General features: G+C 28.8%; 15 protein-coding genes and 1 pseudogene. 13 read left to right on the forward strand and 3 right to left on the reverse strand.

Features of this window, described 5'->3' with window-relative positions; genetic code table 11:
- Positions 1-89 precede the first annotated feature (89 nt).
- Positions 90-383 carry a transposase gene (locus DY168_RS00580; protein WP_115640008.1) on the forward strand — a complete coding sequence of 98 codons (294 nt, stop codon included), beginning with the start codon at positions 90-92 and terminating at the stop codon, positions 381-383.
- 229 nt (positions 384-612) lie between these two features.
- Positions 613-1272 (forward strand): annotated as a pseudogene (locus DY168_RS00590) (IS3 family transposase); the annotation flags it as partial.
- 10 nt (positions 1273-1282) lie between these two features.
- Here the strand turns inward: DY168_RS00590 and DY168_RS00595 are convergent.
- Complete coding sequence (locus DY168_RS00595) at positions 1283-2074, reverse strand: hypothetical protein (RefSeq protein WP_174905307.1); 792 nt, start codon at positions 2072-2074, stop codon at positions 1283-1285.
- A 361-nt stretch (positions 2075-2435) separates the two neighbouring features.
- Between DY168_RS00595 and DY168_RS00600 the strand changes: the two genes are divergently transcribed.
- From DY168_RS00600 to DY168_RS00615, 4 genes are read left to right on the forward strand one after another with little or no spacing between them, the layout of a single operon-like run.
- Positions 2436-3566: a radical SAM/SPASM domain-containing protein gene (locus DY168_RS00600; protein WP_115640011.1), complete on the forward strand. Its 1131-nt coding sequence runs from the start codon at positions 2436-2438 to the stop codon at positions 3564-3566.
- Between the two features lie 31 nt (positions 3567-3597).
- Positions 3598-3894 carry a hypothetical protein gene (locus tag DY168_RS00605; RefSeq protein ID WP_115640012.1) on the forward strand — a complete coding sequence of 99 codons (297 nt, stop codon included), beginning with the start codon at positions 3598-3600 and terminating at the stop codon, positions 3892-3894.
- A 1-nt stretch (position 3895) separates the two neighbouring features.
- Positions 3896-5041 carry a radical SAM/SPASM domain-containing protein gene (locus DY168_RS00610; protein ID WP_115640013.1) on the forward strand — a complete coding sequence of 382 codons (1146 nt, stop codon included), beginning with the start codon at positions 3896-3898 and terminating at the stop codon, positions 5039-5041.
- Positions 5038-6531 (forward strand): B12-binding domain-containing radical SAM protein, encoded by a 1494-nt coding sequence (locus tag DY168_RS00615; RefSeq protein WP_115640014.1) that lies wholly within the window; start codon positions 5038-5040, stop codon positions 6529-6531. The genes DY168_RS00610 and DY168_RS00615 overlap by 4 nt, the downstream gene beginning before the upstream one ends.
- 142 nt (positions 6532-6673) lie before the next feature.
- Here DY168_RS00615 and DY168_RS14870 read toward each other — a convergent pair whose 3' ends face one another.
- Positions 6674-7054: a transposase gene (locus tag DY168_RS14870; protein ID WP_242984026.1), complete on the reverse strand. Its 381-nt coding sequence runs from the start codon at positions 7052-7054 to the stop codon at positions 6674-6676.
- A 496-nt stretch (positions 7055-7550) separates the two neighbouring features.
- Entirely contained in the window at positions 7551-7982 is a 432-nt protein-coding gene (locus tag DY168_RS14875; protein WP_242984027.1) for a hypothetical protein, read from the reverse strand.
- Positions 7983-8160: 178 nt separating this feature from the next.
- Between DY168_RS14875 and DY168_RS00625 the strand changes: the two genes are divergently transcribed.
- The 7 genes from DY168_RS00625 (at position 8161) to DY168_RS00650 (ending at position 14496) form a co-directional block, all read left to right on the forward strand.
- Positions 8161-9369, forward strand: coding sequence for an MFS transporter (locus DY168_RS00625; protein WP_115640015.1), 1209 nt, complete (start codon positions 8161-8163; stop codon positions 9367-9369).
- Entirely contained in the window at positions 9369-10097 is a 729-nt protein-coding gene (locus DY168_RS00630) for a hypothetical protein (RefSeq protein WP_115640016.1), read from the forward strand. Before DY168_RS00625 ends, DY168_RS00630 begins: the two co-directional genes overlap by 1 nt.
- 216 nt (positions 10098-10313) lie before the next feature.
- Positions 10314-10499 (forward strand): hypothetical protein, encoded by a 186-nt coding sequence (locus DY168_RS00635; protein WP_115640017.1) that lies wholly within the window; start codon positions 10314-10316, stop codon positions 10497-10499.
- Between the two features lie 145 nt (positions 10500-10644).
- Entirely contained in the window at positions 10645-11172 is a 528-nt protein-coding gene (locus tag DY168_RS00640) for a tyrosine-type recombinase/integrase (RefSeq protein WP_242984028.1), read from the forward strand.
- An 11-nt stretch (positions 11173-11183) separates the two neighbouring features.
- A complete protein-coding gene (locus tag DY168_RS14780) occupies positions 11184-11894 on the forward strand; it encodes a DUF4158 domain-containing protein (protein ID WP_207658366.1) in 711 nt (236 codons plus the stop codon).
- A 9-nt stretch (positions 11895-11903) separates the two neighbouring features.
- Positions 11904-13670, forward strand: coding sequence for a Tn3 family transposase (locus DY168_RS00645; protein ID WP_278286363.1), 1767 nt, complete (start codon positions 11904-11906; stop codon positions 13668-13670).
- A 124-nt stretch (positions 13671-13794) separates the two neighbouring features.
- The gene (locus DY168_RS00650) at positions 13795-14496 is read left to right on the forward strand and encodes an N-acetylmannosamine-6-phosphate 2-epimerase (protein WP_423237220.1); all 702 of its coding nucleotides are present in this window, start codon (positions 13795-13797) and stop codon (positions 14494-14496) included.
- Positions 14497-14528 lie beyond the last annotated feature (32 nt).

The raw sequence follows: 14528 nt of genomic DNA on the forward strand, positions 1-14528 counted from the left end.
ATAGGTAGATCTCATTCTGACCCCATAACAGTCTTCGACAGTTTCTAACGAGCATGTTAATATAAGATTATAATATGGAGGTTAGAAATATGGCAAGAAGAAAGTTTACATTAGATGATAAAATAAAGATTATTGAAGAATTAAATAATGGGTTTACTCATGCTCAGGTTTGCAAGAAGTATGAATTATCCTCATCAACACTATCCACCTTTAAGCGACAGCTTGATATAATTAATGCGACAGAACCAAAAGATTATCAACCAAGTGTTAAGGAAAGAGCCTTAGAAGAAGAAAATCGTAAACTGAAGGAACTCGTTGGTAAGAAAGAATTAGAACTTGATATGCTTCAGGATTTATTAAAAAAAAAGAATTACCTACGGTAGAAGACAAACTAGTTTTAGCTAAAGAATATACTCAAAAGGGACTTAAAATATCTAGAGCATGTATGTTGCTTCAAATATCAAGATCAGCTTTTTATCCAAAGAAAAAAGTAATAAAAAATGATGATGATTCAAATTCTAAAGTAGGCAGACCCTTCCCTGGATTTTCATATGGGATAAACAATTGTATTGTGGATGATTCCGTCATTGAAACCCTTTACATGAAGCATGTGGAAAAGCTCCATTCTATGGTTATAAAAAAATCACTAAAATTCTCCGACGAGATCATGGGCTACATATAAATGCTAAAAAGGTGTACAGATTAGCTAAGAAGCTAGGATTGCTTCTACCATATGTAAAACATACTAAACAAGGTCATCTTGCCGTTGCAAGAAACATAACAGCTATAAATCAGCTATGGCAAATAGATATAAAATATGTTAAAGCATTAAATGGGCAATTTATAATGCTCACAGATATTATTGATGTTTGTTCTAGAAAAGTTGTGGGAAGACAAATAACTAAAATTACCACCACTAATGATGCAATTACTGAAATAAAAATGGCACTCAAAGAGAATGGAGTTACCTCAAATCTAATTCTCAGAAGTGATAATTGTCCACAATTTACTTCCATTAAATTCGAACATTTATGTAAGGTTAACAATATATATCATGAGCGTATTCCTGTAAATTCACCTAACTATAATGCACATATAGAATCTTTTAATTCCTTACTTTCTAAGGCATGTATAGCTTGGAATGAAATTAAAAACTTCACTGATGGATACAGACTTATTTATGGATATATAAAATTCTATAATGAAGAAAGAATCCATGGGAGCTTAAGCTATATAATTCCAAATCAATTTATAAGGGAATCTATAAATTAGTTAGCATTCGTTAGGAAATGTCCATAATAGGGGGAGCAATCCGCCATCCCCAAGTAGCATTTATGTCAGAAAGTCTACGAGGGCATTTGCAATCGTAAATTTCATTTTGACGGCAGTCACAAACCTTAGAGCCGTAGTAAGAAGACTTACAGTGAACACAAGTACCATCACCTGCAACGGTAAGGTTAGATTTTTCTATTAAGTTAAGGTTAAAAGATGGCTGCACAGCAACTAATGCGAATACTTTTTGAAGTAGTTTTTCGGTTCTTAGGGAAAATGAGCGACCAGATTCAAGAAAATCTGAAATTCTCTTAACAACACCTGTTTTTTTATTAGGAAGTTTTTTACTTTTCCCGGGTGCTTTTATTTTAGAGAGTTTTCTCTTATACGAATATGTATTTTTCAGTTTGATTCTGTCGGTAGACAGATTTGAAAGCCATAATCTAGAGATAAAATCATAATGAGCACCAATTGATGGGACATTATTTTTAGTACATCCTATATAGGTTATAAGTAATTCACTGGCATGAAGCTTTTTCACCCAGTTGGTAATGCTTGTCTCCTTTTGAAAAAGCATTAAAGAAAATGAGCGAAATATTTCAGGTTGAAGGGTGGCAGGCCTACCCGTATTAGAATAATAAGGTTTTAATATCTCTCTAAGAATATCTAAATCTAAGCAATACAACTTAGATATACAATGTTCAAGTTCTATAATCTTTCTTGGGAAAGATTTGTAGAAAGATGAGAGGTTTGAAATAATAAATTGCTGATATTCAGCATGAGAAGTCCAGTTTTTAAGCATAAAAGTTACCTCCTGACAAATATATTTATAATAGGATTTGCACAAAAAATTATACATTTGTCAAGTGTTTTATGTAAAAAGGGTGGGGGAAATGATAAAAAGTTATAATACTAAAAATGAGTAATCATAGGAGCTAAAGAGTTTCCGTGAAAGCTCTTTAAATAAAAGGGGGGTGGATTATTATGATGAAATGGAACAAACCAGTTTACAAAATTTACAATAATAGATGGTTATGCTGGAACAAAAAATCAAGTATAACAATATTATAATTTAATTTAAAGAAACTAAAATATTATAGAAGTTCAGTAAATTTTTACTGACTTCTATAATGATTTGAACTTAAATATGAGGAGTGAGTATTATGGTAATAGCACCTTTTCAAGTAGATTTTGATATAACGTTAGATTGTATGTACAAATGTCGTCATTGTAATGTTGATGCTGGTGATAAATTAAAAGATGAAATGACAACAAAAGAGATTTTAAGAATCATAGACCAAATGGACGAAATCGGAATAAGTGATATATCTTTAACAGGTGGAGAACCTTTGTTAAGAGCAGATGCTTTAGAAATTATAAAATATGCATATGATAAACCTGGAGTTAGATTAACATTAAACACCAATGGATTGTTGGTTGATGAAGAAAAAATTAAGTTTTTCAAAGAAAATTGCCCTAATATCAATATAGCAGTTAGTCTTGATGGATATGATACGAAATCATATTCAATTTTAAGAAAAAGTAAAAAGTGTCCTGATAAAATTTTAGACGAAGAATTTGAAATAGTTATTAACAATTTAAAACTTATAGTTAAATCAGGGCTTTCTGTTGGTATAAATTATACGTTAACAGAGCCTACATTAAATAATTTTTGGGATACATATGATTTTATCACTTCACTAGGTATTAAAAGTATTTTAGCTATTAAGTTTTTTCCATATGGACAGGGAAGAATTCATGAAAAACAACTTGAACTTTCATATGAAAGATGGAAGGAATTTTTAATGGATGCAACTAAAAAGAAAATGAATGATTCACATTTCAGAGGGGTACAGATATCAGTACCATGTCCATGGGAAATGTATATACCACTTCTAGAAAATGGTTATTCAATTGATGACGTTCACAAAATATGGGATTACAATTCACCATTAGAATCTGAATTTTATAAAAAGCATAGAGATATTGGTTGCCATGCAGGAATTACAAGTTGTGCTATTTCGCCTAACGGAGATTTATATCCATGTGGTACAATATCATCTAAATTTCCACCGTTCGTATGTGGAAATTTGAAAAGACAGAGTTTCGAAGATATTTGGTACAATTCTGTAGTTTTAAATAATTTAAGAAGCTTAAGGGCTAAAAATTTAAAAGGTGAATGTACGACTTGTGATTACCTTGAATTATGTGGTGGTGGTTGCCGAGCAAGGGCATATACCAAAACAGGTGATTTATATGAAAAAGATTATCTTTGTCCTTTACATTGTAAATAAAATAAATTTATCGTAATAAGGTGGTATAGATATGAATATGATTTTATACAAAGATGCAAATCAGGTATATCGTATTAGAAAAGAAGATGATGGATGTTCTATTTTTTCTAATTCTAATTATATTGAAGGAGATGATATGACATACTTTATTTTTAAAAAGTTTTATGAACTAGGTGTAAGCAATGCAATCAATGAATTTATTGAGCAATTTGGTAAAAAAGATGATATAAAATCAGACTTGATGGATATGTGTGAAAAATTTAGACAAGAACATATATTTTTAGAAACTGTCGCTTCTATAGAATCTTATTTTAAAGAGGTGGATTAAAATGTTTTATCCGAATCAATGTTATATTGAAATTACAGATAGATGCAATTTGAAGTGCAAACATTGCTTTGCAAATGCTCAACAAAAGAATAAAAATTTTTTATCGTATTCAGAAATAGTCAATATATACAAACAGTTGGAAAATGTTGGAGTTATATATGTCAATATTTCAGGAGGAGAACCACTTTTACATCCTGAAATATTCGATATTATAGCGTATGCATCTAAGCAACCATATAACACATGTTTGTTAACTAACGGAATTTTGTGGAATGAAGAGAAAATTGCTAAATTAAAAGAATCTGATCCAGATGATAACATTTATATTCAATTAAGTTTAGATGGTCAATATGAAATTATGAATGAGCATAGAAATATGACAAAAACAGAATATGAAAAAATGATTGAAAATATTAAACTTTTTAAAAAATATGGGTTTTATGTTACAGGATTGCATACAGCTGATTCCATAACAATAAAAGAAAGTTTAAATACATGTAAATATTATATAGAAAATTATAATATTGATTCAATACAGATTGTTCCAGCATTTATGTCTGGTAGGGCGACTGAAAATCATGATTTATTAGATAATTATTGGAATGAATGGATTCAACTTGTACTACAGGTAACAGATATAAAAAAATATAGTTATTGGGGACAACTTAGTGAACGCTTGAGTCTTGGTTTCTTTACATTATATGAAATTGTAGTTCCACTTGATAAAAATAATAGACATAGTGATATTTGGGATGTTTGGGGGCTTGATGTTGATAATGTTGACAATTATAGAAAGCAATTGCATAGGAATTATTATTGTGAAGCAGGATGTAGTGAACTTGCAATTTCTTCAACTAAAGAAATGTACCCGTGTGTGGCAGCATTAAGAACAAGTATGAGATGTGGTACACTTAAGGAAAAATCCATTAATGAAATATGGACTGATTCAGAAATGTTAGATAAATTTAGGAATCTAAATGATACAGTAATAAAGAAAGAACCATGTTCATCATGTAATTATAAAATATATTGTAATGGTGGTTGTCGTGTAGCTTCATTAGAATTAACAGGTGATTTTTATAATCCTGATCCAAGGTGCCCTATCGTAAAAGAGTATAAAAATAACAAAGAAATGGAGATCTTATGATGAGTAAAAGTGTAGATGTTTTAGTAATAACTCCACCAAGAAAGTCAGTCATTAACAATGTAATAGTTAATAACTATCCACCTAATAATCAAGGCATCGACTCTATTCCTTTAAGGTTAGCAGCTGTTGTTGAGAAAAAGTATACTGTTGGGTTTTTCCCATTTTATTATACTCAATACAATTATTTAAATATTGACCTTGAAGAAGTAGAAAAAGTTCTAAAAAAATATCAACCTAAAATATTAATTATATCAACAGATTATTTTATATCTAATAGAACTACATCTACTGTTCAAAGTTCATTAGTAATTATGAAAGAATACAAGAAACTTTTTAAAAATGGAAAGACTATAGTTACTGGTAAGCATGCAATTGTTAATCCAGAAGATTATTTTAATGATAATTGCTGTGATGTTGCTGTGATGTCAGAGGCTGAAAATATTATTAATGAAGTAATTAAAGCTCTGCTTGACAATAATTATGAATCGTTAAAGGATATCAATAATCTAATGTTTTTTGAAAATGAAGTAATTAAAACAGAACTTAGAGAAGAAAATGTAGATGTTAATAAATTACCTGTTCCAGCCTTTAATCTATTGGCTGAATATATTGATATTTTAATTGAAAAGGAAAAGCCAATAGGTGATAAAGTATCTATCACATTAAGATCAAGTTATGGTTGTGTATATAATTGTCCGTTTTGTGGAGGATTAAAGAATTGGAACAATTATAGAATGAGAAATGCTGAAGGTTTGAAAAAAGATATAGATTATATGAAGAGTTGTTTAGGTAATAAGGCTGAAATAGTATTTCTTGATGATGAATTATTTACAATGAATAAAGAACATGTTATTGAGGTAGGTAATGTATTTAATAAAGAAGGGATATATATACAAGGAGTTTTAACACATGTAAATTATTTTAATGAAGAAATTGCAGAAATTATTTGTAAGTTTTCACATGGAATTATTTTTGGTGGAGAAAACTTTTGTGATAATATTCTTGAAGACATTAACAAAAATCAAAATGTGGAAAAAATTTTAAAAGCATGCAGTGTAGCAAAAAAATATAATTTAGATACACGTATTGAATATATAGTGGGACTACCTTCAGAAACTCCAAAAACAATAGTAAAGAATATCAACTTTATTTATAATGCTATTTGTTCAGGAAAAATTGATATTGTAGTACCCTATGTATTAGTTCCACATCCTGGTACAAAATTTAATATTTCATCTGATGAATATGGTATCAATATCATTGATAATGATTATAGTAACTATATTGAAGAAGGCAATTATCCTGTGTATGAAACCAATAGATTGACTAGGGCTCAAATATATATATATTATTTATTGTTACTAAATAATATATATGCAGCTAAACATGTGAATAAGGTGTTAGGTAATGACAATTATTTATCTAATACTACATATTCTGAAGACCTATTTGTAGAGTTTTTTAATAATATAAGTAGTCACGGAAACTAATATGTAAAACGTGAGTTTGTATAGGGTGATTATAGAACTATAAATTTTATGCTCAAAGAGCAATTAGAAATAAAAATAGGCATGACAAACAATCCTACACCATGTAGGAATTTTCAGGAAAGAATATTTAATTGTCAAACAGCTACTCTAATAAATTTAAAATACTAAAACCTGAAACTTTAAGTCTTGCATCTAGATGAATATTAATTGCAGCAATCATAGTCATAAATGAATACCGTTCTTTACCGTGTATTCGTAAAGAATGAATTCTATAATCATTAAGAATACGATTATTTATACGTTCTGAGCAGGTTCTAGTTTTATAAATAGTTTTCCATTGTTTTGAGCCGCGAGGCACAGGAGTAAACAAGCGTAAATCCCATGATGGTTTAGTATAGATTACTCGCCCATAAGGTGAAGGTGAGCACTGCTTTTGACAAGAGCAACTATCAACCTTTTTTAAAACTAGAGGGCAACGCCATTTAAGGCGTGAACGACTTTTTTCAAAACCGTTATAGACCATTTCATGGCCACCAATACAGATAGGAACTCCTTTTTCATTAATATCTAAAGTAGTTGGGTATTTTGGATTTCCTTTATTTTTGGAGTTCAAATCAATAAAGGGATTAATGTTCCATTTGGAACATAATTCATATGTAGGATAGTTATCATTAGCTGAGTCAAGAACATAATTTGATATATTGAACTGCGGCAACAGTTCTCTAAATTCAGCTAATGCGACTATTCCAGTGACACTGTCGTGCCTGCTTGCTTCTACAAATCGTAGATAAATAGGTAGATCTATCTTATGTTTTTTATTGTAGGAAGATAAAGCATAGAGAGTGTACCCATAAAACCAACGGTTTTCATGACTGTCCCATCCCCAAGTAGCATTTATGTCAGAAAGTCTACGAGGGCATTTGCAATCGTAAATTTCATTTTGACGGCAGTCACAAACCTTAGAGCCGTAGTAAGAAGACTTACAGTGAACACAAGTACCATCACCTGCAACGGTAAGGTTAGAGTTTTCTCTTATACGAATATGTATTTTTCAGTTTGATTCTGTCTGTAGACAGATTTAAAAGCCATAATCTAGAGATAAAATCATAATGAGCACCAATTGATGGGACATTATTTTTAGTACATCCTATATAGGTTATAAGTAATTCACTGGCATGAAGCTTTTTCACCCAGTTGGTAATGCTTGTCTCCTTTTGAAAAAGCATTAAAGAAAATGAGCGAAATATTTCAGGTTGAAGGGTGGCAGGCCTACCCGTATTAGAATAATAAGGTTTTAATATCTCTCTAAGAATATCTAAATCTAAGCAATATAACTTAGATATAGAATGTTCAAGTTCTATAATCTTTCTTGGGAAAGATTTGTAGAAAGATGAGAGGTTTGAAATAATAAATTGCTGATATTCAGCATGAGAAGTCCAGTTTTTAAGCATAAAAGTTACCTCCTGACAAATATATTTATAATAGGATTTGCACAAAAAATTATACATTTGTCAAGTGTTTTATGTAAAAAGGGTGGGGGGAATGATAAAAAGTTATAATACTAAAAATGAGTAATCATAGGAGCTAAAGAGTTTCCGTGAAAGCTCAATATTAATTAGGGGGAAAATAATGAAATCTTCTAAAGATAGAAAAATTAGTAATAAAATTGGGTTTTATATTACAAATAGTTTAATAGCATCGTTAATTGGAACTATAAACTTGGGTATATGCACAACGTTATTTACATTAAATGGATTAACATTTTTAAATATTTCCATTATATACACATGTATTTTATTATCATCATTAATATTTGAATATCCATCAGGGATAATTGCAGATAAGTTTGGACGTAAAAAAGTATATGCATTCGGTTTATTATGTGTAGCCTTTCAATATTTTTCATATGCAAAGTTTACATCAATTATTTTATTATATTTATCAGCATGTATTGGTGGTATTGGCGGAGCCTTAATTAGTGGTTCCTTTCAAGCATGGATTATTGTAGAAGAAAAACATAATAATATAGATGGGCTAAAAAAAGGGTTTGCTTTATTAACAATGTTAGGTGCGATTTTGTCAATTATTTGTAGTTTTTTACTTACATTTATAAAAGGTGATTTTAATCTTATATATACAATCATGTCAGCTATAATTCTAATTCTTTCGATTTTTACTTTTATAGTTTACAAAGATAATTATGGCGAAAAGAAACATATTAGTGATTATAATAAAGATACTTTTAGAGATATTAAGGGCAATAAAAGATATTATATATTAATTTTTATTTACTCCTTGAGTATTACTTATTGTTCAATATTTATACTTTTTTGGCAACCTAAAATTTTATCACTTGGAATTAATTCAAAAAAAATAACTGCTTTTTATGCAGTTTACTTGTTAGGTGTATTTATTATTAATTTAATTACTTCTAAAATTAATATTACTAATAAGAAACTATATATTGGAATTTGTAATATTGTTTTAATGCTTAGCTTTATACTAATGTCTTTAAAAAGTATTTCAATATTTACTATAGGGATGTTCCTTTTTGGATTAGGTTTTGGTAGTATTAATCCATTTTTCTTTGCATGGATTTCGGAAATTATTAATGAGGATAACTGTGCATCAATAATTTCTTTAATAAGTGCTGCAGGAACAATAATTTCAATCATAATAAATGTTGGAGTAGGGTATTTTATGGATATTTACGGAATAAATGTAAATGTATACTTTTCGGTGTTTATTGGAGTTATATTTTTAATATCCCTAATTATATTAAAATTTTGTGATAATAAAAAAATGCCTAAAAATATTAGAATGAATGAGGAAAAGTAATGTACTATATTTTAGATGAGAATAATTATCAAAAGCATAGGAGTATTTTTCCTAATATTGAAGTATTAAAACATGACGATTTATTTGTTCATTGTAGCAATACAAATAGTAATGAGATAATTAGTATTTGCAATAATTTAGTTGAATTAGTCAATAAATTTCTAAATATTGAAAACAATATTGAAGTAACGACTATAATTTTTAATGGAAAGTTATCTTCAAAATATTTAAATAGTGATTTAGTTTTTGCAAAATCTTATTATGATGATACCAATTTAATAATGTTAATAGTATATAATAATCTAAATTTGTTAGAGAGATTATTTGTTCATGAATATACACACTGTCTCAGACTTAAAAAATTGAATATTAACAAGGATAAAGATTATTACAAATATTTTTCTGTGAGCAATAATTGGATTGTAGAAGAGGTTATAGCTTTAACAGTAGAAAAATATATAAATAATATTGATACTTGGGAGAAAGCAGCTGCATTTGAATTTAATAAATGTTGGTCTAAATATAACAAAAGAACATTCAAATATTTAGATTTATCAAATAAATTAAAAAACAAAGAAATTGATAAATTTACATTAAAATATGAAAATGTAATATCTTGTATGTATTATATTGTATATATTATTGCAAAAAATATAAGTTGTACAAGTACATTGCCACAAATATTTGATAAAGATACTGATTTTTTTATAGTTAATATAATAGTATAGTTCTATTTGCTGTAAAAAAATATATTAACTTTTATTATTTTGATAAGTGAATATTTCATGCCTCTGAATGCACCCTTTCACTTGTAGAAACCGATAATTCATCTTAATGAAACTGCATATAATTTTATATAATTCATCGTAAGAAACCACCTTTTGATAAGAATTAATTATGAAGTCATTAATGACTTTAAAATTAATAAGAAAGGAGCCAGAATAATGGCAAATAAAATTAATGTGAAGCTCATTATGGAGCTTAAGGCACCAGGTCTTTCTCAAAATGTAATTGCAAAGACACGACATATTTCTAAAAGGTCCATCGCTGATGTCTTAAACATTGCTAGAGAAAAACAGATATTCTACGATGACATCAAGAATAAGTCAATTGGGATCTTGATGGTATAGAAGAAGTGTTTAAATAGCACTTCTTTTTTTTATGTTTATATATAGAATTTATACATTAAGGGGTGGTGACCGCAATTTGTGCAAAATTCCCGTTAATACAATTTAAATTACATTTATATAGAAATTAGCAATTAAGAAAATTGAATTGTTTCTTACGCACTTAAAAGGAAGAAATGAAAGGGATTGGATCTTAGCGAAATTCCAATTAAATACCGGATTAAGAATAAGTGATGTAGTTACTGTAAAGGTAAGTGACATATTAACTGCATCACTTAACTTTAAGGATTATTTTGTTCTAAAAGAACAAAAAACAAATAAAGAAAAAAAGATTAAGTTAAATAATGCTCTTAAAACAGTTTTAAAAGGCTATATAAAGAAAAATAAATTGGACTATAATAGTTATGTTTTTAGAAGTAGAAAAGGTGAAAATGCCCCTATAACCGTTACTCAAGCTTATAGAATATTAAAGGATGCAGCTGTAAATATGAATATAGAAAATTTCGGAACGCATTCATTGAGAAAAACTTGGGGGTATTGGACTTATAAAGCTAGTAGGTATAATGTAGGCTTAATTATGGATACATTCAATCACAGCAATCAATCTATTACTTTAAAATATATAGGAATAAGTCAAGAACAAAAAGATGAGCTGTATTCTATAGTTCAATTCTAGAAAGAATTATTATGTATTTAAACAGAAGAGGATTATTAACAATTAACCAAAGAATTGAGTTAATGAAAAATTCAAATGATATAACTGAGAAAGAATTAGAATACTACTATACCTTAAATTTTGAGGATATAGATGTAATAAATACTCATAGACTTAGTTATAATACATTACAACTAACAATTATAAGACACTCTGGATGGCCATTAATTGAATTTACAGATATACCAATGAGAATCGTACAATATGTTGCTAATCAGTTAGATATCGATTCAAGAGATTTTGATAAATATATTAATACTAAAAACACTAAGTATGAGCATTTGGATTCTATTTGTAGCTTATTCAAGTATAGAAAATATAACAAAAATACCGAAGCACTTTTAGTTGATAAACTCTTACAGATAGCTCAAGAGGACAATAATTCTTTTAATCTTGTAAGTAATGCACTTAATATTTTAAGGAAAGATAGAGTAATAATTCCTTCAATACGAACTGTTGAACAAATAGTTTGGCAAGTTAAAGAAGAAGTTGAGGGGCTTATTTTTAATTTAGTGGATGAAGCATTAACAAATATGAAAAAACAGCAGTTAGATAATTCGATAACTGTTCAAGATGATGATATAAAAACTAAATTAGCGTGGTTACGGGAAATACCAGGTAAAGCATCCTCAAAAACTTTTAATGAAATTGCTGATAGAATTGATTTCATTCGTAGTTTATAATTAGAAACTATAAAAGAATTAAATTCTACAACTAAAAGAAAAATGCCTAAAAATGCTCCATTAGATTTTGTAAGTAATCAATGGGAAGAATATGTTTATGATGAAGATGGTAATATAGATAAGAAATACTATGAATTAGCAGCATTTACAGAACTCAAAAATGCAATTCGCTCTGGAGACATATCTATTGTTGGAAGTAATCAACATATACCACTTGAAGAGTATCTTTTGACTGAAGAAGAATGGACGAAGTATAAAGAAAAAAGTACTGATTTTAAAGTACCTTTAGATGCAGAGAAATATCTAGCAGATAGAATAGCTCTATTAAATAGTAAGTTGAAATATGTATCAGATAATATAAAAAAACTTAAAGGCGTATCCATAGAAAATAATAAGTTTATATTATCAAGATTAGAGAAAGCCGTTCCAGATGATGCTAAAAGATTATCTTCTAAAGTTTATGCTCTAATGCCTAGAGTAAATTTATCTGATATATTAATAGATATTTGTAAATATACAATGTTTGATAAAAAACTAATACACACAGCAACAAATAAAGAACCTAAAGATATTGAAAAAGGTTGTATAATAGCAACTATTATGGCACTTGGAACTAATATAGGTCTTAAAAAAATGGAACAAGCAGTTAAGGGACTAACATATAAACAAATGAGTAATGTTGCTAATTGGAGAATGAGTGATGATAATCTGGAGAATGCTATGATTGAAATTGTTAATATTCAACATAAACAGCCTTATGCTAGATATTGGGGGAATGGAACTACGTCATCTTCTGATGGAGTAAGAGTTAGAACAGCGGTTGAAAGTTTAAATTCATCATACAATCCCCACTATGGATTTGAAAAGGGGGTAACTATGTATGCTACTGTAAGTGATCAATATTCTAGATTTGTAATAGATGTTATAAATACAAATTCAAGAGATGCAATTCATATAGTTGATATTCTTCTTAATCATAATACAGAACTTGAAATTGAGGAGCATTACACAGATACTGCTGGATATACGGATCAAGTATTTGGATTAACTCACTTACTTGGTTTTAGGTTTGCACCAAGGCTTAGAGATATATCTGACTGTAAATTATATTATGTTGAAACAAAAGAAGATTTTAAAAATATTGAATCAGTAATAAAGGGTAAGATAAATATTAATGTTATAAAAGAAAATTATGATGATATATTAAAACTTGCATATTCAATAAAACAAGGTAAAGTCTCCGCATCATTAATAATGAGTAAATTAGGATCTTATGCAAGACAAAACAGTTTAGCTAAAGCATTAAGTGAGATTGGAAAGACAGAAAAAACAATTTTTATATTAGATTATCTTTCAGATGAAAATTTTAGAAGAAAAATACATACTGGATTAAATAAAGGTGAAGCAACAAATGCCTTAGCTAGAGCTTTATTTTTCGGAAAACATGGAATGCTCCATGAGAAAGATATACAAGCACAAATACAAAGAGCTACTGCATTAAGTATAATTATAAATTCAATAACCCTTTGGAATACCTTATACTTGCCTAAAGTTATTGATAAACTAAAAGAAAAGGAGGAAATTAATGAATCATTTATAAAACATATTTCCCCACTAGGATTGGAACATGTAAATTTCGTTGGTCAATACAACTTTGATGATAACTCTAATTATGATAGCTATTTTTTCTTAACGGGAATTTTGCACAAATTGCGGTCGCTACCCCTAATAGAGTTTAACATAACATTTGTCTATATAACTCCATATATTGTATAGACAACATTAACATTTATATAGACAAGGGTACAATCAGTTGATATAATAACAATATAAGAAGAAATAGTGTGAGGGTTAAAGTAAAGGTTTGCAACATGGTTTAACGTTGTGTTCGGGGGTAGAAATGATGATAAGTTCAATGGAAACACTTAATAAGATAAAGGGCGGAATTATAGTCTCTTGCCAAGCCTTGGAAGACGAACCTCTTCATAGTGTTAATATTATGACACGCATGGCAAAGGCTGCACTCATTGGGGGAGCAGTAGGAATTAGAGCAAATTCTCCAGAGGATTGTGAAAGCATTAAAGAAAATATTGATTTACCGTTAATAGCAATTTATAAAAGGGTATATGGATCTAGTAATGTTTATATTACACCTACCATAGAGGAGGTTAAAAAGTTACTTCCTATTAAGCCTCAGATAATTGCAGTTGATGCTACTAAAAGAGAAAGACCAGATGGAAAAAGTCTTAAAGAATTCTTTTTAGAAATAAGGGAGGTATATGATGGAATGATAATGGCTGATATATCTTCTTATGACGAAGCTATAGAAGCTGAAAATATAGGCTTTGATATAGTGTCTACTACATTAAGCGGATATACGGATTACACTCTTGATAGATCTAGGCCGGATATTGAATTAATTAAAGAGTTAAAGAAGGTTTTAAAGGTACCAATAATTGCTGAAGGAAACGTTGATACACCAAGTCTTGCAGCAACGTGCTTGGAATCTGGTGCCTGGGCTGTAGTAGTTGGAGGGGCAATAACAAGGCCACAATTAATAACTAAAAGGTTTGTAGATTCAGTAAAGAAAGTTCATATATAAAACATATTATATTGTTTCATAGAAAATAATAA

Source organism: Clostridium putrefaciens (assembly GCF_900461105.1).
In the GTDB taxonomy this organism is placed as follows: Bacteria; Bacillota; Clostridia; order Clostridiales; family Clostridiaceae; genus Clostridium_L; species Clostridium_L putrefaciens.